The organism is Limnohabitans sp. WS1 (assembly GCF_003063265.1).
In the GTDB taxonomy this organism is placed as follows: Bacteria; Pseudomonadota; Gammaproteobacteria; order Burkholderiales; family Burkholderiaceae_C; genus Limnohabitans_A.
On the sequence record NZ_NERU01000009.1, the window covers coordinates 112,181 to 134,315 of the forward strand.

Annotated in this window: 21 protein-coding genes; 12 read left to right on the forward strand and 9 right to left on the reverse strand. The window is 62.9% G+C overall.

Annotation, left to right across the window (positions count from 1 at the left end):
* The first annotated feature begins 134 nt into the window (after positions 1 to 134).
* From B9Z48_RS21835 to B9Z48_RS12615, 5 genes are read left to right on the forward strand one after another with little or no spacing between them, the layout of a single operon-like run.
* Positions 135 to 2,570: an exopolysaccharide biosynthesis polyprenyl glycosylphosphotransferase gene (locus B9Z48_RS21835; RefSeq protein WP_233261112.1), complete on the forward strand. Its 2,436-nt coding sequence runs from the start codon at positions 135 to 137 to the stop codon at positions 2,568 to 2,570.
* Positions 2,571 to 2,578: 8 nt separating this feature from the next.
* Positions 2,579 to 3,754 (forward strand): glycosyltransferase, encoded by a 1,176-nt coding sequence (locus B9Z48_RS12600; protein WP_108378813.1) that lies wholly within the window; start codon positions 2,579 to 2,581, stop codon positions 3,752 to 3,754.
* Positions 3,751 to 4,683 (forward strand): glycosyltransferase, encoded by a 933-nt coding sequence (locus B9Z48_RS12605; RefSeq protein ID WP_233261113.1) that lies wholly within the window; start codon positions 3,751 to 3,753, stop codon positions 4,681 to 4,683. Before B9Z48_RS12600 ends, B9Z48_RS12605 begins: the two co-directional genes overlap by 4 nt.
* Positions 4,680 to 5,927, forward strand: coding sequence for a hypothetical protein (locus B9Z48_RS12610; protein WP_108378815.1), 1,248 nt, complete (start codon positions 4,680 to 4,682; stop codon positions 5,925 to 5,927). Before B9Z48_RS12605 ends, B9Z48_RS12610 begins: the two co-directional genes overlap by 4 nt.
* Before the next feature lie 35 nt (positions 5,928 to 5,962).
* Positions 5,963 to 6,913 carry an AEC family transporter gene (locus B9Z48_RS12615; protein ID WP_108378817.1) on the forward strand — a complete coding sequence of 317 codons (951 nt, stop codon included), beginning with the start codon at positions 5,963 to 5,965 and terminating at the stop codon, positions 6,911 to 6,913.
* A 28-nt stretch (positions 6,914 to 6,941) separates the two neighbouring features.
* Here the strand turns inward: B9Z48_RS12615 and B9Z48_RS12620 are convergent, their stop codons facing one another.
* The 3 genes from B9Z48_RS12620 to B9Z48_RS12630 form a co-directional block, all read right to left on the reverse strand.
* Positions 6,942 to 7,379 carry a DUF86 domain-containing protein gene (locus tag B9Z48_RS12620; RefSeq protein WP_108378819.1) on the reverse strand — a complete coding sequence of 146 codons (438 nt, stop codon included), beginning with the start codon at positions 7,377 to 7,379 and terminating at the stop codon, positions 6,942 to 6,944.
* Positions 7,364 to 7,846: a nucleotidyltransferase family protein gene (locus B9Z48_RS12625; protein ID WP_108378821.1), complete on the reverse strand. Its 483-nt coding sequence runs from the start codon at positions 7,844 to 7,846 to the stop codon at positions 7,364 to 7,366. The genes B9Z48_RS12620 and B9Z48_RS12625 overlap by 16 nt, the downstream gene beginning before the upstream one ends.
* A 95-nt stretch (positions 7,847 to 7,941) precedes the next feature.
* The gene (locus tag B9Z48_RS12630) at positions 7,942 to 8,853 is read right to left on the reverse strand and encodes a LysR substrate-binding domain-containing protein (RefSeq protein WP_108378823.1); all 912 of its coding nucleotides are present in this window, start codon (positions 8,851 to 8,853) and stop codon (positions 7,942 to 7,944) included.
* Between the two features lie 300 nt (positions 8,854 to 9,153).
* Here B9Z48_RS12630 and B9Z48_RS12635 point away from each other — a divergent pair, with 300 nt between their 5' ends.
* From B9Z48_RS12635 to B9Z48_RS12665, 7 genes are all read left to right on the forward strand, one after another.
* Positions 9,154 to 10,182, forward strand: a complete 1,029-nt coding sequence (locus B9Z48_RS12635) for an amidohydrolase family protein (protein WP_108378897.1) — start codon at positions 9,154 to 9,156, stop codon at positions 10,180 to 10,182.
* Between the two features lie 102 nt (positions 10,183 to 10,284).
* Positions 10,285 to 10,968 (forward strand): 4-carboxy-4-hydroxy-2-oxoadipate aldolase/oxaloacetate decarboxylase, encoded by a 684-nt coding sequence (gene ligK / locus B9Z48_RS12640; protein WP_108378825.1) that lies wholly within the window; start codon positions 10,285 to 10,287, stop codon positions 10,966 to 10,968.
* A 611-nt stretch (positions 10,969 to 11,579) separates the two neighbouring features.
* On the forward strand, positions 11,580 to 12,515 hold the full coding sequence (locus B9Z48_RS12645; RefSeq protein ID WP_108378827.1) for an amidohydrolase family protein: 936 nt from the start codon (positions 11,580 to 11,582) through the stop codon (positions 12,513 to 12,515).
* 111 nt (positions 12,516 to 12,626) lie between these two features.
* Entirely contained in the window at positions 12,627 to 13,085 is a 459-nt protein-coding gene (gene ligA, locus B9Z48_RS12650; protein ID WP_089956845.1) for a protocatechuate 4,5-dioxygenase subunit alpha, read from the forward strand.
* A gap of 62 nt (positions 13,086 to 13,147) precedes the next feature.
* On the forward strand, positions 13,148 to 14,026 hold the full coding sequence (locus tag B9Z48_RS12655) for a class III extradiol dioxygenase subunit beta (RefSeq protein ID WP_108378829.1): 879 nt from the start codon (positions 13,148 to 13,150) through the stop codon (positions 14,024 to 14,026).
* A gap of 85 nt (positions 14,027 to 14,111) precedes the next feature.
* Positions 14,112 to 15,065: a Gfo/Idh/MocA family oxidoreductase gene (locus tag B9Z48_RS12660; protein ID WP_108378831.1), complete on the forward strand. Its 954-nt coding sequence runs from the start codon at positions 14,112 to 14,114 to the stop codon at positions 15,063 to 15,065.
* 2 nt (positions 15,066 to 15,067) lie between these two features.
* Positions 15,068 to 16,267 (forward strand): MFS transporter, encoded by a 1,200-nt coding sequence (locus tag B9Z48_RS12665; RefSeq protein WP_108378833.1) that lies wholly within the window; start codon positions 15,068 to 15,070, stop codon positions 16,265 to 16,267.
* A 171-nt stretch (positions 16,268 to 16,438) separates the two neighbouring features.
* Here B9Z48_RS12665 and B9Z48_RS12670 read toward each other — a convergent pair whose 3' ends face one another.
* From B9Z48_RS12670 to B9Z48_RS12695, 6 genes are all read right to left on the reverse strand, one after another.
* Entirely contained in the window at positions 16,439 to 17,623 is a 1,185-nt protein-coding gene (locus B9Z48_RS12670; RefSeq protein ID WP_108378835.1) for a M20 family metallopeptidase, read from the reverse strand.
* A complete protein-coding gene (locus tag B9Z48_RS12675) occupies positions 17,620 to 18,873 on the reverse strand; it encodes a nitrate/nitrite transporter (protein WP_108378837.1) in 1,254 nt (417 codons plus the stop codon). The genes B9Z48_RS12670 and B9Z48_RS12675 overlap by 4 nt, the downstream gene beginning before the upstream one ends.
* The gene (locus B9Z48_RS12680; protein WP_199233513.1) at positions 18,854 to 20,002 is read right to left on the reverse strand and encodes a PLP-dependent aspartate aminotransferase family protein; all 1,149 of its coding nucleotides are present in this window, start codon (positions 20,000 to 20,002) and stop codon (positions 18,854 to 18,856) included. Before B9Z48_RS12680 ends, B9Z48_RS12675 begins: the two co-directional genes overlap by 20 nt.
* A gap of 78 nt (positions 20,003 to 20,080) precedes the next feature.
* Entirely contained in the window at positions 20,081 to 20,386 is a 306-nt protein-coding gene (locus B9Z48_RS12685) for a DNA-binding transcriptional regulator (RefSeq protein ID WP_233261114.1), read from the reverse strand.
* Positions 20,387 to 20,547: 161 nt separating this feature from the next.
* On the reverse strand, positions 20,548 to 21,612 hold the full coding sequence (locus B9Z48_RS12690; RefSeq protein ID WP_233261115.1) for an alpha/beta fold hydrolase: 1,065 nt from the start codon (positions 21,610 to 21,612) through the stop codon (positions 20,548 to 20,550).
* Positions 21,613 to 21,701: 89 nt separating this feature from the next.
* The gene (locus B9Z48_RS12695) at positions 21,702 to 22,121 is read right to left on the reverse strand and encodes a hypothetical protein (protein ID WP_108378841.1); all 420 of its coding nucleotides are present in this window, start codon (positions 22,119 to 22,121) and stop codon (positions 21,702 to 21,704) included.
* Positions 22,122 to 22,135: the final 14 nt, after the last annotated feature.

Genomic DNA, 22,135 nt, shown 5'->3' on the forward strand with positions numbered 1-22,135 from the left:
CAGCAGGTCGGCGCTTTGAATCCCGACACCAAGCCTGCGCAGGGGCCTGCCCGGCCTTTGTGCAAGCTGCGATCCGTCAAGAGGGTGTGCATCTCATTCGGGGTGACAATACCCGCTCTTGTTGTCACCTTGCCATGTCTGCCCCTGCTTACCCTCCCATTGCCCATGTATTGCTGGTCATCACCAAAGGTGAAGCCGGTGGGGCGCAGACCCATGTGCTGGAGTTGTGCCGTGCCTTGCAAGGCCGGGTGCGCTTCACGGTGGTGATGGGTGGCAACGACGCACACAGCGTGCTCGCGCAAAGCCTGAAGGACTTGGGCATCGCGGTGCTGGCGCTGCCGAGTTTGCAAAACTCGCTCAACCCCCTGAAGGTGCTGGCCTCGGTGTGGGCCTTGCTGGCGCATCTGCGCGTACTGCAGCCCGATGTCATCCATGCCCACAGCGCCGTGGCCGGGGTGATCGCACGCCTGGCGGGCAAGCTGCGGCAAATTCCGGTGGTCTACACGGTGCATGGCTTTGGCTTCAAGCCGCAAGCGCCTTGGCTGATCCGCACCAACGCCTGGCTGGCCGAGGCGGTGCTGGCCGCTTGGACCACGCGCATGGTCTGCGTGTCGGCCTACGAAAAACAGTTGGCCACGCGTTTGCCCATGCCGCCCGAGCGGGTGAGTGTGGTGCACAACGCGCTGGCCGATGTGCCCTGGCGCAGCGACATGGCCGCACAGCCGCCGCGCCTGGTCATGGTGGCCCGCATGGCCGCGCCCAAGCGGCCCGATGTTTTGATCGAGGCCCTGGCCTTGCTGGCACATCTTGGCCTGACCCCCCCAACCCGTATTTTGGGGGGCGGGCCGGACCTGGCCCGCCACCAGCAAACCGCCGCCGCTATGCCGCACATCCAGCTGGAGGGCGACGTGAGCGACGTGGCCCAGCGCCTGGCGCAGCACCAGATTTTTGTGCTCTTGTCCGACCACGAGGGCCTGCCGATCTCCATTCTGGAGGCCATGCGCGCGGGCATGGCGATCGTGGCCACGCGTTTGCCGGGCATCGAAGAAATGCTCACGCACACCGAAAGCGCCTGGCTGGTGCCCAACAGCCCACAGGCCGTGGCCGATGCGCTGCAGACCCTGCTGGCCGATTCGCCCTTGCGACAGCGTTTGGGCCAAGCGGCACGCGCGCGCTACGAGGCGCAGTTTCAGCCCGAGGCCATGGCCGAGCCGGTGCTGGCCATTTACCAGCAAGCGCCCTTGATGGCCACCGCCCGCTGGCCCATGACGCGCCCGCGCCGCCACACCCAGCAACTGGCCTCGCAGCAAGCGCACCGCCAAAGCGCCCACCTGGTCTGGAGCCTGCTGGGTTTGGTGATGATCGGCCTGGCCTATGCCATCAGCCAGGCCCTGATGGCCAGTGGCTTGGCCACGGTGGACTTTGGCCGCACCGTGCTGGCCAGCCTGGTGCCTTATGCGTTGGCGGCGCACCTGTTGTACCGGGGGGCGCACATGCCTGCGGCCGAGCGCGGCCCCTTGTTGCTCGTCACCACCGGCTTGCCGTTTTGGCTCACGCCTCTGGCTTTTGCCTTGCTGCAGCAGCCCTATTCACGCGGCGCTTTGCTCTTGACCTATGTGCTGTGCACCTTCTGGTTTTGGCTGGCCGACCAGTGGTTTTTGCGCCACCGACCCTGGCGTCTGGTGTACCAGGACCCGCGAGTGCCCGGCCTGTTGGCCCCTTGCTTGCCCGACCCCAACGGCCAGGGCCTGCCGCGCATCCGCTTGCTGCCCTGGCCCGAGCAGGGCATGCCGCCTGGCGCAGCGCTGGCGTGTGACGGCGCGGTCGTGCCTTCAGCCCCCCCCAGCCCCGAACGCCACCGCTTTTTGACCGCGCTCAAGCTGCAGCACATCCGCCTGTACAGCCCCGAATCGTTGCAGCAAAGCCTGACCGGGCGCATGTCGAACGAGACCCTGCAAAACGAGCTGTGGCAAACCGATGGCAACCCGGCTTACGACTTGGCCAAGCGGCTGATCGATGTGAGCGTGGTGCTGGCCCTGCTGCCGCTGTGGCTGCCGCTGGCACTGTTGGTGGCGGTGGGTGTCAAGATCGACTCGCCCGGTCCGGCCCTGTTCAGCCAGCGGCGCACCGGCATGCACGGCCAAAGTTTCCGGATCTGGAAGTTCCGCAGCATGCGCCACGAAACGCAACTTAACCCGCAGTTCGCCCAGGCCAACGACCCGCGCATCACGCGCTTTGGGCATTGGATTCGCCGCACCCGGCTCGATGAAATTCCCCAGCTGTTCAACGTGCTGATGGGGCACATGAGCCTGATCGGCCCACGCCCCGAGCAAGACGGTTTTGTGCAGCAGTTTGCCGAGCAAATGCCCAGCTACCCCTACCGCCACCTGGTGCGCCCCGGCCTGACCGGCTGGGCGCAGGTGCAGCAAGGCTATGCGGCCAGCGCCGATGAAACCGCCATCAAACTCAGCTACGACCTGTACTACATCACGCACTACAGTCTGGCCATGGACTTGCTGATCGTGTTCAAAACCATCCAGACCGTGCTGACCGGGCGCGGTGCGCGCTGAGCCTGCCCATGCCCATGTCAAGCCCTCGCCAAGTTTTGTTGCTGACCGAAGAGTCCGGTGTGGGCGGCGTGCAGACCACGCTGCATTGGCTTGAATCGGGCCTGGCCGCGCGCGGCTGGCACGTCACGCGGCTGCCGGTGCGGCGCGGCCGTCCCTCGCTGTGGGCCTGCTGGCAGGCGGCGCGGCGGGCGCAGGTGCTGGTGGCCTCCAACAATTTCCGGCCGGCCTATGCGGCAGTGGCCCTGGCTTGGCTGGCCCGCAGGCCCAGTGTGGTTTGGGTACACGGCCCTTTGCAAGAGGTGTTGCAGCAGGCCGGGGCCTCGCGCCTGAAAACCGGCTGGCTGCGCACGGTGTACCAAAGGGCCAGCCAACTGGTGTGTGCTTCACAGACCTCGTGCGACAGCTTGGTGCGCGTGATGACAGATGCTGGGGGCGAGGCCGCGAGTGCCATCCAGTCCCGCCTGAGCGTGATCCGAAACCCGGCGGTCTTGCCCGGTGCTGGCGAAGGTGACGCCGTCATGCCCACCACCATGCCCGTCAGCGAGGTGATCGCTTTGGGTTTTGTCGGTCGTTTGTCCCCCGAAAAACAGCCTTTGCAGTTGCTGACCATGCTGCGCCTTTTGCCTGCCGCCTGCCAACTGCATGTGGTGGGCGATGGCGAGTTGATGGGCGCCATGCGCAGCGCCGGGCAAGACCTGCTGACCCAAGGCCGCCTGCACCTGCACGGCCAGCAAACCGTGAGCGCGCAGACCTACCAGGCCTGGCGGGCCACGGTGCTGTGCTCGCGCTACGAGGGTTACCCCATGACGGCGCTGGAGTCGCTGGCCTGCGGCGTGCCCTGCGTGAGCACGCCCATCCCTGCGATGCAGGAAATGCTGGGCACAACGGCCCCGCTCTGGCTGGCACACGATGACAGCCCCGCAGCACTGGCTCAAGCGGTGCAGCGCTGCCTGGCGCAAGCGCCCGCCGATCGGCAAGCGGCCATCGACCTGTTGCAACAACAGCACCGCCTGGAGACCTTTGTGCAGGCCTGGGACCAAGTGCTCACGGGCTTGCTGCAGCGGCGAGGGAAGGGGGAAAAGCCAGGGCAAAGGCAAGGACAAAGGCAAGGACCAAGGCAGGGCCATGGTGCTGTGCCCACGGACGCATCGCGCGAAGACAACCCCTCAGGAGGGCGGCCGTGATCACCGTCCACTTTGTACACGGCGCACGTTCGTATTTGCCCGAGCTGGCCGCCTACCAAGCGCACATCGAGCGCCTGGGTCATGCCGTTCAGATGCACACCCAAGCCCACACCGTGCCGGGCGACGCCCGGGCCGTGTGGTGGATTTGCGGCCGCGTGCCCACTGACCAAGCCCGACGCTTCAAAGGCGCGGTGCAGGTGCACGAATACGCCTCGGCCAGCGTGGCCCCCATGGCCTGGCTCAAGGACCGCATCAAACAGTGGCAGCACCCGGTGCCCCACTTTCGGGTCTTCCAAAGCGAGTGGGTTCGCCAGCGCATGGGCTTTGGCGCCAACGCGCCTGGCGCTGTGCCGTACGCCCTGCGCGACATGGGCGTGCCCGACGCTTTTTTAACGGCGCAAGCGCTGCAGCCGCCCGAGTTTGATCTCGTCTATTTGGGTGAGATGAGCCGTTTATTGCACTTTGTGCCGCTGTTGCACACCTTGGGGCAAGCGGGATTGAGCTTGCTGCTGGTGGGTGATGTGCCCCCGGCTTTGCAAGAGCGCCTGGCCACGCTGGGCCACATTCAGAGCACCGGGCGTGTGCCGCAAGACCAGGTGCCTGCGCAACTGCTGCGGGCCCGCGCGGGCCTGAACCTGATGCCTGATGTGCTGCCGCTCGCTGAGCAAACGTCCACCAAGATGCTGGAGTACCTGGCGCTGGGCTTGCCCGTGATCAGCAACCCCTATGCCTGGGCGCAACGCACCGCATTGGCCCATGCCGGGCGGGTGCAACTGCTGGACGTGCAGGCCACAGCCGCGCAATGGCAAGCGGCGGTGCAGGGCCTGCCCCCGCAGCAAACAGATCGCCAAGACCTGCAGTCCTTGTGCTGGTCGCAGCAGCTGCAAGGGCTGTCGGTCTGGGCCGCCTTGTTCGGGGCTGGCAGATGAAGCGCTGGAAGTTGTTGCAGTCCTTGCCCCGCGCCACCGCACCCGCCGCCTTGGGCAGCTTGGTGTCGCTGGCGGCGCAGGGTTTTTTGGCGCTGGTGCTGTTTCGGTTGTTCAGCCCCGAAGAGGTGGGGGTGTTTTCTGCCACCAGCCAACTGGCCTTTTTCTGGGCCAGCCTGGCGCTGGCGCAAAGCCCCCTGAGCCTGCTGGCCGAACGCCATCAAGAGCCCCGCGCCGCAGCCCGCCGCGCCTGGCGGCAAAGCGCGTGGCGTCTGCTGTGGCTGGCCCCGTTGGCGGCACTCGGGGCGGTCTGGTCGGGTTTGGGCGACGCGGCGCAGGTCTGGGCCTGGGCCGCTGCCTTGGGCCTCGCGCAACTGAGCTGGTTGCTGGCGCAAAGCCTGACGTTGCGGGTGGGCAGCCGCTGGTCGATAGGCTTGGTGCGCATGGTGCCGCCCGTGTTGGCGGCAGCGGCGGCGGTGTTGGGGGCGGTGCTTTTTCCCGAACGTGGTGAGGGCCTTGAGTTGCCCGTGCTCCTGGTGTCGGCCTGCTTGGGCTATCTGGCCGGGGCCATGTGGATGCGGCTGGCTTTTCAACCGGCTTCACCTGCGGACCTGGCTTTGGTGGCCCGCGCAGGCGGCGACTTGCAGCCCGACAAGCCCGCTGCGCCACCGTCTTCCGACCCGCGCAGCGCCCGGCTCAAAATGCTGCACACCCTCAGCGATGCCTTGGCCGCCACGGCCTTGGCGCTGAGCTGGCCAGCGCACTACGGCGCACAAGAGGCTGGTTGGCTGCTGGCGCTGCTGCGCATCCTGAGCTTCATCCCGGCGCTGGTGCACACGGCTTGGGCGCAAGTGGTGCTCAGCAGCTCCACCAAGGTGCAGCTGCGCCCGCTGCAGGTGGCTTGGGCCGCATCGGCGCTGGTGTTGGGCGTGGGGGCCTTGGCCCAGCTGGCGCTGACCTGGGGCTGGCTCGACGCGCGTTGGCAAGGCCTGTCGGCCTATGTATGGCCCCTGGTGCTGTGGCAAACGGCCGCCAGCTTTGTGGCCGCACACGCGCACCTGCCCTTCCAAAAAGGCCTGGCCATCCAACACGCCTTGCTGTGTGTGGCCATGAACGCGGGCTTCATTGCCCTGTGCGTGGTCCTGCCCTGGGCCAGCCCCTTGAGCGCCAGCACCCACATGGCTTGGCTGTCGACCTACATGGTGCTGAGCTTGGCAGGCTTGACGCTGTGGGTGGCCAAGCGCTGAGGGCAACTTTCAAACAATTTTTACAAGACCGACCCATGAACACCATGCTCGATATTCTGGGCATCACCGTCCCCATTTACCTGACCATTGCCTTGGGCTATGTGTGCACCCGCATGGGCTTGTTTGCCAAGTCCGACATGCAGGTCTTCGGACGTTTTACCCTCCAACTGGCTTTGCCTGCGTTGCTGTTCAACGCACTGTCACAGCGCAGCGTGGCGGAGATCCTGAACCTGAACTATTTGCTGGCCTATGCCACGGGCTCGCTGATGGTCATTGGCTTGGGGCTGTTTTGGGCGCGAAAGATACAAGGTCAGAGCCTGAGCTACAGCAGCATGATGGCCATGGGCATGTCTTGCCCGAACAGCGGCTTTGTGGGTTACCCCATCATTTTGTTGTCGTTTGGGCCGGTGGCCGGGGTGGCGTTGGCGCTGAACATGGTGGTCGAAAATTTCTTGTTGTTGCCTTTGCTGCTGGCGGTGGCCGACGCGCAAGGCAGGCCTGGGCAGTGGAAAAGCGTGCTGCTGCAGACCGTGAAAAACGTGCTCAAAAACCCCATGATCTGGGGCGTGGTGGCGGGTTTCCTGTTTTCTCTGTCAGGCCTGCAGATGCCTGCCCCCCTGGGGCGCACCATCAATTTGTTTGCGCAGTCCAGTGCAGTGTTGGCGTTGTTTGTGATTGGTGGTTCCTTGGTGGGCTTGCAGGCGCGTGGGCTGCAGGGCACGGTGCTGCCCATTGCACTGGGCAAACTGGTGCTGCACCCGCTGGCCATGTGGGCGGTGCTGGTGTGGCTGGTGCCGATTGCAGACCCGGCTTTGCGCGCTGCGGCCTTGCTGACAGGGGCCATGCCCATGCTGGGCATTTACACCATCTTGAACCAGCGCCACGGCCACGGCACCGTGAGCGCTGCGGCCTTGTTGGTGACCACGGTGCTGTCGTTCTTCACGCTCAGTGCCTTGTTGTGGCTGTTGAAGCTGCAGCCTGTGTGAGGGGCTGGTGATATCAGGAAAACGGTGCTCAGTTGTTGGTTTGCACCGATGACCCGAGCTGCCACAGGCTCACAGCACGGGCAAAGTCCTTGTAGTCGTCCAGATGGCTCGCGATGATGGCATGGACCACTTGCCAATTGATGGTGCTGTCGTTGTGCACGGCGATGTTGCGGAAATCGACAGACTTTTTGAGTTGCATCGCCAGATCGGCGGTGATAACACCCATGCCATGGAGCTGTTCGAAGGTTTCGGCCATGGTGGCCGGTCCTGGCTGGTTTTGACTGGCTGCAATGTGAGCACCAATGTCCACCGCCATCTGAACGGCCCGGGTCAGGTTGAGCGAGACGATGTCCTGCAGGTCGTAGTCATCGGCCAGTTGTTCGGCATCAAAAGGCCGCTTGGATTCAAAGCGCACCAGGCAACGGCGCAATGATTCCAGTTTTTCGTCGATCACTTGTGAATCCATGCCTGCCTTCTTTCTTGCAGTATGCGGGCCTGGTAGGGCATGAAGTCGGCGGCGTCCATGACGTGGCGTGTCATGTATTGTGCGTGCAGCACATCGCTGCCCAGGATGCGCACGCCGTGTTGCATGATTTGGCCCAGCAAGGGTTCGCCCACGGTGCGCAGGTCGATCAGGTCAATCGGACGACCCGTGGCCAGCGCCAGGGCTTCGATCAGCGCGATGTGCTGCTGCACGCTCATAGTCTGGTCAAAGGCCAGGGCGATGTCGAGGTCGCTGTCGGGTCTGGCCTGGCCTTTGGCGCAGGACCCGAAAACAATGGCCAGCCGCAAGCCGGCCACCCGGTTCAAGGCTTGCCGGATTTGCGGCAACTGCGCAATGGCAGACAGGGCGGGTTTGGCCGCAACGCTGCCAGACCCCAAGCCGTGCGGCTTTGGGGCGGTGACTTCAATCAGTGCGGATGGGGTGAGCATGGCTTCATTTTGTCACACGGGCTGGGGCGGTGTCGCCTGTTTGGGCACCTGTTCGCGCGCGTCTAGGTTTAGTTGACCTAGAGGGTGTGCGACCCTCAGGGCGGGCTGAGCCACTGCACCGCCATCTCGGTCAGCAGGGCCAGGGTGGCTTGCTGGGTGAGGGTGCTGGGGCGTTGTGCGCTGATGGCGATGGTCAGCTGGATGTGCAGGGCTGGTTGCTGGAGGGGCCGCACCGAAAACGCCGAAGGCCGCACCGAGCGCATGACGGCGTTGCGCGGCAAGATGGCGTAGCCCGCGCCGTCGGCCACCAGGTCGAGGATGGCGCTCACGCCGTCGATCTCCAGCGCAATGAGGGGGCGGCAGCCGATGGCGGCCATTTCAGACTCCACATGCATGCGGATGGCGTTCGGGCGGGTGGGAATCACCAAGGGCAGGGCGGCGACTTCTTGCAGGCGGATGGCGGGCGGGGGCGGGTCTTCTTGCAAGCCGGGCGGGCGCGGCTGCACCAGCAGCAATTCCTCTTGCACCAGCGGCGTGTGCTCGATGCCTGGCATGGGGCTGGGGTTGTAGAGCACGGCGATGTCCAGGCGGCCGTTTTGCAGGTTTTCCTGCATGGCGCTGGACAGGCCTTCGCTGATGGACAGCTGGGCCTCGGGCATCTTGGCGCGAAAGGCCCGGGTGAGCGGCACCGTCAGCACCCGCGCCACACTGGGCGGCAGCCCCAAAGCCACGCGGCCCGCAAGGCCGGTGCGCACCCGGCCCAGTTCTTCCCGTGCCCGCTCCACCTGGTGCAAGATGCCCCGGCCGTGCTCCAGCAGCAGCAACCCGGCTTGGGTGGGGGTGGCGCCGCGACCGTTGCGCACCAGCAGGTTTTGCCGCAGCTCGACTTCAAGCAGGCGCACCTGTCGGCTGAGCGCGGGTTGAGCCACGTTCAGGGCCTGAGCCGCCCGGGTGAAGCTGCCCAGTTCGGCCACGCGCACAAAGTATTCGAGTTGTTTGAGGTCCATGGTGGGGTGTTGGGTTAGGCTGATTTTGTCATACCCGTGGCTTGGTTATGTGAATTTGTTCTAGCTGGTAGATGGTGACGGGCCTTTGTCGGGGCAGGCTGTGCCTGCACAATCTAGGCTTCAAAACTGAAGCATCTCTTTTGTAGGTCGGTGGCTTTAGCCCCGACACAGTGCACCGGTCAAGCCTGTCGGGGCTAAAGCCACCGACCTACCAAAGACATGTTGGGTGTGCGCGGTGTACCCGTTCAATCCAGCGATCCATGCCATCCGCGAGGAGAAAAAATGAGCCAAACGAACCCCTTGATCATCGACGTGCACGGCCACTACACCACCGCCCCCAAGGCGCTGGAAGAGTGGCGTAACAAGCAAATTGCCGGCATCAAAGACGCCGCGTCCATGCCCAAAGTGTCCGAGCTGAAGATCAGCGACGACGAGTTGCGCGAGAGCATCGAGACCAACCAGTTGGCCAAGATGAAAGAGCGCGGCTCGGACATCACCATCTTCAGCCCCCGCGCCAGCTTCATGGCGCACCACATTGGCGACTTCAATGTCTCGTCCACCTGGGCGGCGATTTGCAACGAGCTGTGCTACCGCGTGAGCCAACTCTTCCCCGACCACTTTGTGCCTGCGGCCATGCTGCCCCAGTCGCCCGGCGTGGACCCGGCCACTTGTATCCCCGAGCTGGTCAAGTGCGTGGAGCAGTACGGCAACGTGGGCATCAACCTGAACCCCGATCCTTCCGGGGGCCACTGGACTTCGCCCCCTTTGAGCGACAAGGCCTGGTACCCCATTTACGAAAAGATGGTCGAGTACGACATCCCCGCGATGATCCATGTGAGCACCAGCTGCAACAGCTGCTTTCACACCACGGGCGCGCACTACCTGAATGCCGACACCACCGCTTTCATGCAGTGCCTGACCAGCGATCTGTTCAAGGATTTCCCGACGCTCAAGTTTTTGATCCCACACGGCGGCGGCGCGGTGCCTTACCACTGGGGCCGTTTCCGGGGCTTGGCGCAAGAGCTCAAAAAGCCTTTGCTGACCGAGCATCTGCTGAACAACATCTTCTTTGACACCTGCGTGTACCACCAGCCGGGCATTGACCTGCTGACCAAGGTGATCCCGGTCAAGAACATCTTGTTTGCTTCCGAAATGATCGGCGCTGTGCGAGGCATCGACCCTGAAACCGGCCACTACTTTGATGACACCAAGCGCTATGTGCAAGCCACGGCCAACCTGAACGACGAGGAGCGTTACATGGTCTACGAAGGCAACGCCCGCCGTGTGTTCAAACGGCTGGGCGACCAGCTGACGGCCAAAGGCCTGTGATTTTTTTGTAGGAGCGACGCCCCCGTCGCGATGGACTGCCTTTGCATGACCCATCGCCGCGAGGGCGCGGCTCCTACAGTGCCCCCCTAACTGGAGAAAACCATGTACGAACTCGGCGTTGTTTACCGCAACATCACCCGCGCAGACCGCGCAGCCACCGATGCTTTTGCCGCATTGGGCTCAGCCACCGTGCACGAAGCCATGGGCCGCGTCGGCCTCATGAAACCCTACATGCGTCCCATCTACGCAGGCGCGCAGGTATCAGGCACGGCCGTCACGGTGCTGCTGCACCCGGGCGACAACTGGATGATGCATGTGGTGGCCGAGCAGATTCAGCCTGGCGACATCGTGGTGGCGGCCATCACGGCCGAATGCACCGACGGTTATTTTGGTGACCTGTTGGCCACGTCTTTCATGGCCCGTGGGGCGCGGGCCTTGATCATTGACGCCGGTGTGCGTGACGTGAAAGAGTTGACCCGGATGGGCTTTCCCGCTTGGAGCAAAGCCATCAGCAGCAAAGGCACCATCAAGGCCACCGTGGGCTCTGTGAACATTCCCGTGGTGTGCGCCGGCATGATCGTTCACCCCGGCGACGCCATCGTGGCCGATGACGACGGCGTGGTGTGTGTGCCCCAAGCCTTGGTGGCCAAGACACTGGAAGCGGCGCAAGCCCGTGAAGCCAACGAAGGTGCCAAGCGAGAAAAACTGGCGCAAGGTGTGTTGGGCCTGGACATGTACAAGATGCGTGAGCCGCTGGCGGCCGCGGGCCTCAAATACATCGATTGATTTTCAATGTAGGTCGGCGGCTTCAGCCCTGACAAGGACCTTGGGTACGCAGTGTCGGACCCGAAGGTACCGACCTACAAAAGACCGATATCTGTAGGTCGGCGGCTTCAGCCCCGACAAGGACCTTGGGTAAGCAGCGTCGGACCTGAAGGTACCGACCTACAAAAGACCGATATCTGTAGGTCGGCGGCTTCAGCCCCGACAAGGACCTTGGGTATGCAGCGTTGGACCTGAAGATGCCGACCTGCAAAAGACCGATATCTGTAGGTCGGCGGCTTCAGTCCCGACAAGGACCGTGGGTACGCTGTGTCGGACCTGAAGGTACCGACCTACAAAAGACCGATTCCTGTAGGTCGGCGGCTTCAGTCCCGACAAGGACCTTGGGTGCGCAGTGTCGGACCTGAAGGCACCGACCTACAAAAGACCGATTCTTGTAGGTCGGCGGCTTCAGCCCGACAAGGACCTTGGGTACGCAGTGTCGGACCTGAAGGCACCGACCTACAAAGACCGATTCCTGTAGGTCGGCGGCTTCAGCCCCGACAAGGACCTTGGGTACGCAGTGTCGGACCTGAAGGTACCGACCTACAAAAGACATTTAAAAGGCGTTCGACATGAGCAAACCGACCACAGGTGACTTCACCAAAACAGCAGGCTGGATGGACTGGTACACCGGACCGTCCCAACCTCGATTCCAACTGCCCGCAGGTGCGGTGGATGCGCACTGCCATGTGTTTGGCCCCGGCGCTGAATTCCCCTACGCACCTGAGCGAAAGTACACGCCTTGCGACGCGTCCAAGCACCAGCTGTACGCGTTGCGTGACCACTTGGGCTTTGCCCGCAATGTGGTGGTGCAGGCCACCTGCCACGGCGCCGACAACCGCGCCATGGTGGATGCTCTGGTCAATTCACAGGGAATGGCGCGTGGCGTGGCCACCGTCAAACGCAGCGTGACCGACGAAGAAATCCAGGCCATGCACGACGCGGGTGTGCGCGGCGTGCGTTTTAACTTCGTCAAGCGGCTGGTGGACTTCACGCCCAAGGACGAGCTGATGGAGATTGCGGGTCGCATCCAAAAGTGGGGTTGGCATGTGGTCATCTATTTCGAGGCGGTGGACCTGCCCGAGCTGTGGGACTTTTTCACCGCGCTGCCGACCACCGTGGTGGTGGACCACATGGGCCGCCCCGATGTGTCGCTGCCCGTGGACGGCCCGCAGTTTGCGCTGTTCCAGAAGTTCATGCGCGAGCACAGCAATGTGTGGAGCAAGGTGTCGTGCCCCGAGCGTTTGTCGGTCACCGGCCCCAAGGCTTTGAACGGCGAGCAAATCGCGTATCAAGACGTGATCCCCTTTGCCCAACGCATCGTGGAGGAGTTTCCGGACCGCGTGCTCTGGGGCACCGACTGGCCGCACCCCAACCTGAAAGACCACATGCCCGACGACGGCTTGTTGGTGGATTTCATCCCCCACATCGCGCCTACCGCCGAGCTGCAGCGCAAGCTGCTGGTCGACAACCCGATGCGCCTTTACTGGCCTGAAGAGCAGGCATAAACGTCCTTGTAGGAGCTCACCCCGTGGGCGATAGGGCCCTGGAGGGTCCACAAGCCATCGCTCACAGGGGTGGGCTCCTGCAGCAATCACCATGAAACCCAAAGGTTCAATATGGCTCTAGACAAACCCTACAAAGACGTGCCCGGCACGATCATTTTTGACGCCGAGCAATCGCGCAAAGGCTATTGGCTCAACCAGTTCTGCATGTCGCTCATGAAAGCCGAGAACCGTGAGCGGTTCAAGGCCGATGAACGGGCTTATCTGGACGAGTGGCAGATGACCGAAGAGCAAAAGCAGGCCGTGCTGGCGCGAGACTTGAACTGGTGCATGCGCACGGGCGGCAACATCTACTTCTTGGCCAAGATCGGTGCGACCGACGGCAAGAGCTTCCAGCAAATGGCGGGCTCGATGACCGGCATGACCGAAGAGGAATACCGCAACATGATGATCGCAGGCGGCCGCAGCATCGAGGGCAACCGCTACATCGGCGAAAACGGCAGCGCCCAAGCCCAAAACCAGCCCCAAGGCGCAGCCGGGCAACAGTCCAGCGCAGCGGGCCAAAAGCCTTAATGGGGTTTGACCCCAATTCATTTAATGGGGGTCAGATCCCAATTCTTTTGAGAGAACAAGACATGGCCAAAATCACCGCATCCGTCTACACCTCGCATGTGCCCGCCATTGGCGCGGCCATGGACCTGGGCAAGACGCAAGAAGACTACTGGAAGCCCGTGTTCGCGGGCTACGATTTCTCCAAGCAATGGATGAAGGACAACAAACCGGACGTGATTTTTCTGGTGTTCAACGACCACGCCACCGCCTTCAGCTCCGACCTGATTCCGACATTCGCCATTGGCACCGCCGCCGAGTACCAACCTGCCGACGAAGGCTGGGGACCGCGCCCCGTGCCTGTGGTGAAGGGCCATCCTGAATTGGCCTCGCACATCGCGCAGTCGGTCATTCAGCAAGACTTTGACCTGACCATCGTCAACAAGATGGACGTGGACCACGGCCTCACCGTACCGCTGTCGCTGATGTGCGGCCCGCTGGACCCGGTCAAAGACGCTTGGCCTTGCCCGGTGATCCCGTTCGCCGTCAACGTGGTGCAGTACCCTGTGCCCAGTGGTCAGCGCTGCTTCAATTTGGGGCAAGCGATTCGCAAAGCGGTGGAGAGTTACGACGAAGACCTGAACGTGCACATCTGGGGCACAGGCGGCATGAGCCACCAGCTCCAAGGCGCGCGTGCGGGCCTGATCAACCGCGAGTGGGACAACGCCTGGCTGGACCAACTCATCAACGACCCGGCGGCTGCCGCGGCCACACCGCACATCAACTACGTGCGCGAAGCGGGCAGCGAAGGCATCGAGCTGGTCATGTGGCTGATCGCCCGTGGCGCGATGAGCGACATCGAAGGCGGCAAGGCCACTGGACCCGCGCCCTCGGTTAAGCACCGCTTCTACCATGTGCCTGCCAGCAACACGGCGGTGGGGCATGTCATTTTGGAAAATACCTGAACCCCGTAGGAGCGGTCTCTGACCGCGATCGAAGTCCCTTCGCGGCCAGATGCCGCTCCTACAAAAACCATTGAAGGAAAAACCCATGAGCAAAACCATCAAAGTCGCCCTCGCAGGCGCAGGAGCCTTTGGCATCAAACACCTGGACGGCATTAAAAACATCGACGGCGTGGAAGTCGTCTCGCTGATCGGCCGCGAGTTCGCCAAAACCCAAGAGGTGGCGGACAAATATGGCATTGGTCACGTCACCACCGACCTGAATGAATCGCTGGCTTTGAAAGAAGTCGATGCCGTCATCTTGTGCACACCCACACAAATGCACGCCAGCCAGACCCTGGCTTGCCTGAAGGCGGGCAAACATGTGCAGGTGGAAATTCCGCTGTGCGATGTTTACAAAGAGGGCCAGGAAGTGCTGCGCGTGCAAAAGGAAACGGGCCTGGTGGCCATGGTGGGCCACACCCGGCGCTTCAACCCCAGCCACCAGTGGGTGAACCACAAGATCAAGGCGGGCGAGTTCAACATCCAGCAGATGGACGTGCAGACTTATTTCTTTCGCCGCACCAACATGAACGCGCTGGGCCAGGCCCGCAGCTGGACCGACCACCTGCTGTGGCACCACGCCGCACACACGGTGGACCTGTTCGCCTACCAGTGCGGCAGCCCCATCGTCAAAGCCAATGCGGTGCAAGGCCCGATTCACCCGACGCTGGGCATCGCCATGGACATGAGCATCCAACTCAAAGCCGCCAACGGTGCGATTTGCACTTTGTCACTCAGCTTCAACAACGACGGCCCGCTGGGCACTTACTTTCGCTACATCGGCGACACGGGCACTTATTTGGCGCGTTACGACGACTTGTTCACCGGCAAGGAAGAAAAGATCGACGTGTCGCAAGTGGCCGTGTCGATGAACGGCATCGAACTGCAAGACCGCGAATTCTTTGCCGCGATTCGTGAGGGCCGCGAGCCCAACAGTTCCATCGCGCAAGTGCTGCCGTGCTACCAGGTCCTGCACGACCTGGAGCAGCAACTGGCCTGAACATGACCACATTCACGCCCGCAGACGAACGCCAGCACCTGACGCTCTTGGGGCTGGCTGGTTTTGCCAGCATGGCCTCGATGCGCATCTGCGACCCGATGCTGGTGGTGCTGGGCCAGGAGTTTCAGGTCAGCACGGGCGATGCGTCGGCGGTGGTGTCGGTGTTTGCCGTGGTGTACGGCGTTTTGCAGTTGTTTTACGGTCCGCTGGGTGAGCGCTTTGGCAAACTGCGGGTGGTGTCGCTCGCTGTGTCGGCTTGTGCTGTGTTCAGTGCCATCACGGCGCTGTCTGTCAACCTGCCCATGCTGGTCATCATGCGCGGCTTCATGGGCGCGGCGGCGGCGGGCATCATCCCACTTTCGATGGCTTGGGTGGGCGACCAAGTGCCTTATGAGCGCCGACAGGAAATTCTGGCCAAGCTCATGAGCGCCACTGTGCTGGGCATGATGAGTGGGTTGTGGTTTGGTGGCTTTGCGGCCGATACAGTGGGTTGGCGCAGCGCTTTTGTGTTGCTGGCGGTCATGTTTGGTGTGGCCGCTGTGCTGCTGCTGCGCCGTTTGCGCCAGCAAGCGAAGCGACAGGCGCAATCGGGGCCGGGGGGGCCGGTGACGGCCCCGGGCTTGTGGGCCGCGTTTCGCCTGACGGGCCAGCTCTTGGGCACACCGCGCGTGCGCTGGATCTTGACCGTCACGGCGGCCGAGGGCGCATTGGTGTTTGGTGCCATGGCCTTCATGCCCACACATCTGCACCAGCAGTTTGGTTTGAGCGTGGTGGCCGCAGGCTCGGTGATGATGCTGTATGGCGTGGGTGGTTTGCTCTACAGCCAGATGGCTCGGCGCTGGCTGGCCTGGCTGGGCGAGCGCGGTCTGGTGCGCACGGGGGCCGCTTTGGTGGCATTGGGTTTGCTGGTGCTGGCCTGGGGCAGCGGGGTGTGGCTGGGCATGCTGGCTTGCCTGATGACCGGGCTGGGCTTTTACATGTTGCACAACACGCTGCAGGTGCAGGCCACCCAAATGGCCCCGGCCGCTCGCGGTTCGGCCGTGACCTTGTTCGCCTGCTCGCTGTTTTTTGGCCAGTCCACCGGCGTGCTGCTCATGGCGCAAAGTGTGGACTTCGGTTGGCTGGCTTATGCCTTCACGGCAGCGGCCGTGGGCGTGTCGTGTCTGGGGGTGTTGGTGTACCGCTTGGTGGGGCGGCACTGAGTCAACCTTGCGCGTTGACCAGCATTCATGTCGGACCTGAAGGTACCGACCTACGGGGAGGTATTTGTAGGTCGGTGGCTTCAGCCCCGACATGGAGCCTGAGGACCTGCTGCAGTGTTGTTCTTGAAGGTGCTGACCGGATCAAAGCGCCATGCGTCCATCATCCTCTGTTCAGGCGATTTGAGCCAGGCTGCGCAGGGAAAACTCGGCGTGCATGGCCACGCCCCGGTGCAGCGCGCTTTCATCGATGTTGAACTGCGGGTGGTGGTGCGCATGGCACGCGCCCAGGGCTTCGTTGCGCACGCCAACCAGGGCCATCAGGCCGGGGTACTTTTCCAGAAAATCGCCAAAGTTTTCGGACACCATGAGCGACGGAAAGTCGATCACCGCCTCGGCCCCAAACAGCTCGCTGGCGCAGTGCGCGGCCAAGGCGCTGCTGCGTGCTTCGTTGATCAGCATCGAGCCGCCCTTGCGGATGTTGAGTTGGGCCTGCGCCCTGAAGCTGGCGGCGGTGCTCTCCACCACGCGCCGGATGGCTTGGTGCAGGTGTTGCTGGTCAGCCAAGTGGGTGGTGCGCAAGGTACCGGCGAGCAGGGCTTGCGCAGGGATGACGTTGCCCGCAAAGCCGCTTTGAAACTTGCCAAAGGTCAGGCTGGCCGCGTGCGCCGGGTTGATTTCGCGGGTCATCATCATGGCCAGGTTGTTCACCAAAGCCGCGCCTGCCGCAATCGGGTCCACGCCTTTGTGGGGTGAAGCGCCGTGGCAGCCCACGCCGCTCAATTCAATCTCCACCAAATCACATGCGGCCATGCGTGGCCCGGCCTGCACGCTGATTTGGCCCGCTTCGATCTCGGACCACAAATGAATGGCAAAGGCCCGCTGCACCGGAAATGCGGCCAGGTGGGCCAGCAATTCAGCCGTGCCGCCGCCTTGCTCTTCGGCTTGCTGAAAGCACAGTTTCACGCTGCCTTGCAGCGAGCCCGAAAACTGCTGCAGCACCCGCGCTGCGCCCAGCAGCATGGCCACATGGCCGTCGTGCCCGCAGGCGTGCATCACGCCGGGCACTTGCGAGCGGTAGGGCAAATGCTCGTTTTGCTCCTGAATGGGCAGGGCGTCCATGTCGGCCCGCAGCGCCACCATGGCGCGGCTGTGCTGGCCGGTGACCGTGGCCACCACGCCGTGTTCGCCCACCGCTTCCCAGGGCACGCCCATGGCGCTCAGTTCGGCTTTCACGCGCTCGGCCGTGGCCTGCTCGCGGTAAGACAACTCGGGCAATTGGTGCAGCTGCTGGCGCAGGCCCACCAGCCAGTCCTGGCATGAAAGAGCGGCTGCGACAACGGGGTGGCTGGGGGTCATGGTGTGCGCTCCAAATCAGGCGTCAACAAAGGCCGCATGGCCCACAGGCCCAGCACCGGGCCGGGGGCCAGCAGCCACAGGGCCATGCTGCCCCACTGCTGCACGGCCCAGCCGAGCAGCAAGATGCTGAGCACGGTGATCAAAAAACCGATGCCGTTTTGCAGCACCAAAGCGCTGCCCAGCCACTGCGGCGGTGCGTGTTGCGAGGACATGGCCGAAAACTGCGGCGAATCGGCCACCACACAAACGCCCCAAAACAGCAAAGCCCCCAGCTGCACCAGGGGCCAGGTGTCGGGAATCAAGGGGTAGCCCAGGCACATCAGGCCCGATGCGGTCAAGGCCGTGGCCGCCACCCGCGCACTGCCCACACGGCGGCTCCACATGCCGCCCAGCACGCAGCCAAAAAACCCCATGCCGATGGCCGCAAAACTCATCAGCGCCACCGACGGTGCCCAGCCGTAGCCTCCGGCCACCAGCGAGCGGTGGATGGGCAGGCTGAGCCAAGGCAGCACGCTCCAAAAAGCATACAGCTCCCACATGTGGCCAAAGTAGCCCAGCGCCGAGGCGCGAAAGCCGCGCACCGCGATGACCTCGCGCAAGGCTTGGGTGTTCAGGCGAAGGGGGGCGGGGGCTGTGGGTTGACTCGCAGATGCGGCCTGCTTGGGCGGCTGGCCCATCCAGGCCACCAGCACCGCGCCCACCACCGCCAGCACCGACGAGCCCAACAAAACCTCTGGCCAGGGCCAGCTTTGGCCAAGGGCGCGCAAGCCGTGCGGCATGGCCGTGCCCAAGGTCAGCATGCCCACCAGCCATCCCAGCGCGGCGGCCGGTTTGCTGCCCACACGCTGCACCAGCATCTTCATGCCCAGCGGGTAGATGCCGGCCAGGCACATGCCCACCACAAAGCGCAGGCTCCAGAAGACACCGTAATCGGTCACTCCCCAGGTGACGGCGGCGTTGGCCAGCGCCCCGAGCGAGCTGCACACCACAAAAATGCGCGTGGGCTGAAACCGGTCGGCCGCGCCGCTGAAGGCAAAGGCCAGCGTGCCCGCAATGAAACCCAGTTGGGTGGCGGCCAGCAGCCAGCCAAAAGCGGCGGCGCTCAGCTGCCACGCCTGCATCAGGCTGTCGGCCACCCCGCTGGGGCTGAACCACAGCGAGGTGCTCAGGCACTGGGCCAGAACAATGACGGCCACCGCCAGCGAGGGGCGGGGGCCAGTCTGGGGGCGCTCAGGCGCTGGCGCGTTCAAGGGCTTGCGCCAAGTCGTCGATCAGGTCATCGGCATGCTCCAGGCCCACCGAGACACGCAGCAAGCCCTGCGGGGTCTTGCTCTCAGGCCCTTCGATCGAGGCGCGGTGCTCGATCAGGCTTTCCACGCCGCCCAGGCTGGTGGCGCGGGTGAAGATTTCCACATGTGCGGCCAGGGCCATGGCCGCGTCTTTGCCGCCTTTGACCTCGAAAGACAGCATGCCGCCAAAGCCCGACATCTGTTTTTTGGCGATGGCGTGGAAGGCGTTGTTCTCCAGGCCGGGGTAGTGCACGGCGCTGACTTGTGGGTGCTCGCTCAGGAAACGGGCCACCTTGCCTGCATTGGCGCAGTGCGCCTGCATGCGGTAGGGCAGGGTGGGCAAGCTGCGCATGACCAGCCAGCAGTCAAAAGGCGAGGGCACCGCGCCGCCAAACAGCTGTGCGGTGCGCAAGGCGGCAAAGTGTGCATCGTCGTGGCGCGTGATGACCGCACCGCCCAGCACATCGCTGCGGCCACCCAGGTATTTGGTCGTGGCGTGCATGACCATGTCGCAACCCAAATCGAGCGGGCGCTGCAACACGGGCGAGGCAAAGGTGTTGTCGGCAATGGCGCGTGCGCCGCCCGCGTGGGCGATCTCGACCACGGCGGCAATGTCCACGCACTGCATCAGGGGGTTGGAGGGGGTTTCGATCCAGACGATGCGGGTGTTGGGCTGCATGGCTGCACGCACCACATCCAGACGGGTCATGTCCACAAAGCTGGCGCTGATCTGCCACTTGGCAAACAGGTGTTTGAGCACATTGGCCGTGCCGTGGTAAATGTCGGCGGGAGCCAGCACATGGTCGCCCGGCTGCAGGCCCTGAAAAATGGCCGTGACACTGGCCAGGCCCGAGCCAAAAGCGGCAGCGCCCGCGCCGCCTTCGAGCGCCGAGAGTGCGGCTTCGAGGCCATTGCGGTTGGGGTTGTGGTTGCGCGAATACAAATAGCCGTGCGGGTAGCTGCCGTCGGGGTCCCGTTCAAAGGTGGTGGACAGGTGGATCGGATCGACCACCGCCCCGGTGGAAGGGTCAATGCCGTGTCCTGCATGCACAGCCAAAGTTTCAAAACGCAGGGGTTTGTTTGTTTTCATCTTCAAAAGTATAGCCATCGGACTTTGGGGGCGGGTCCGCGAGGCGACAGCAACGGTGACAGCAGGTATGGCACCAATTCAGGCCAAGGCGCGCAAGATTTCAGGCCATTGCTGCGCGACTTTGATCAAGGTTTGCGCTGCGCCCGAGGGTTGGCTGCGGCCTTGCTCCCAGTTTTGCAAAGTGCGCACCGACACGCCCATCAACTGCGCAAAGGCTGTTTGCGTGAGGCCCACTTTGGCCCGAGCCTCGGCAGCGGCCGACAGCGGGACCTGATGCACCCGGCCTTCGCCGCGCTGTGCTTGCTGGATCGAGGTCAGCACATCCTGCGAAAACGCCTGCATTTCTGGATCCATGACTGCTGCGTCGATTTTTTCTTTAGGCATCCAAAGCCTCCTTCCATGGTTTGAGAACCGATCAAGGCATGTTATCGAACTTGGCCTTGAAGCCAGCTCACAAGCGCTTGCTTTTGCAGCGCGGCAGTGACGGCGCTGCTGAGCTTGGTTGTGAACCGGTTGGTGTGGCGTCACGGAGGGCGCTGTGGGTCTCAGCGCGGCAATCTGGGAGCAGACTGCAGCAATGCGCCCACTTCTGCATTCCAGAATCGCGAATTGCCGGTGGTGCCGTGTCCGAAGGTGTCGGGGCTGCCCGGAATGATCAAGGCTTTGGCATTTTTGATGCGGGGCAAAGCTTTTTCCAGAATGCCCAGCTCGGGTGGGTTGCGTTCGTCATCGGCCGAATTGATGACCAGCACAGTGGCTTTGATGCGCTCCAGACCCGCAGAGACGTCATAGTCTTTGGATGACTCCCATTGGAACAGGTGGTCGTTGGCGTCACCCGCCAAAGGGGGTGTCAGGCGGCGCTTGAGCAAGGCGTCCCCCAGATCGCTGGTGGGGGCAATTTTTTGCAAGCCCTGGTTGCCGCCGTTGGTGGCTGTTGCAAAAAAAACCGAAGCGAATTGCCAACTCGGTGGCTGCTCTTTGTAGTTGCCGCCCATCCACAAGGGGTCTTTGCGGATGGATTCGGTCAGCATGCGCCGTAGCATCCAGTTGCGACCCGACATGGCCGAGGGCAGCGAGGCCATGGGCACAGCGATGTCCATCATGTCCGGGTATTTGACGGCCCACATCCAGGTTTGCATGCCCCCCATGGAGTTGCCCAGGACCAAACGCAAATGTCGAATGCCCAGGTGCTCGGTGAGCAAACGGTGCTGGGCCGAGACCATGTCGACGTAGTTGTAGGCAGGAAACTTGGCCCGCAGCCCGTCGGAAGGCTTGCTGGATTTGCCCGTGCCAATGGCGTCGGGCAGGATCACAAAGTAGCGTTTGGCGTCCAGAATTTGGCCGGGTCCAAAAAGCTCTCCACCAAAATTGGCACCCAACATGCCGACACCCGAACCGGTGGTGCCATGCAAAATCAGCACGGCTTCATTTTTGGGATCTCCCAAGGTGGTGTAGTTCAGCCGCAGTTCGGGCAGGACTTCGCCCGTGTGGAACTTGAAGTCTTTGACGATCCAGCTGCCGTTTTGCGGGGTTTCTTGGGCCTGCAAGGCACCGCATAAACCGAGCCAGAACAAGCAGAGACTGGCCCAGAGGGGTAGACGATTTTTCATGGTTTGTCTCCTGAGTGAAGAAGGCAATTTAGGCCATCTCATGCACCCAAGCTGACACCAGCGTGTCAGTGATCTGGTGAATCGTGCCTTTAGAACGACCCCAGACTGCCCAAGATGGCCAGCAGTTGGGTGGCATTGATCAGGATGGCAGATTGGTGCATTTTTCTGAAAGCGGGAATCGCCACCAGCTCATCGGCCCGAATTTGCGCCCCGAAATGGTCCATGCGGGTGATCAAATGTTGGCGCATCAGCCAAGTCAGCAAGGCAATGCCGCCCGCGCCCATGGACAAAGCGGGTTTGCCAGCAAAGGCGAAACTGATGGCCGCGGCCAAAGCAGCAATCAGGGCGAGGCGAAAGTAGGTGATGTAGAAGGAGCGGATGAAGCGGGAATCCATCGGGTTGTCGTGCTTGAGAATCAACAGAGGAATTGAGCCCAACAAAAAGTAGGTGGTGACCGCCAACAAGATCACGGTGAAGAGCAAGGCGAACATTTGGGGTTGAAGTGTCATGTCGTGTCTCCGTC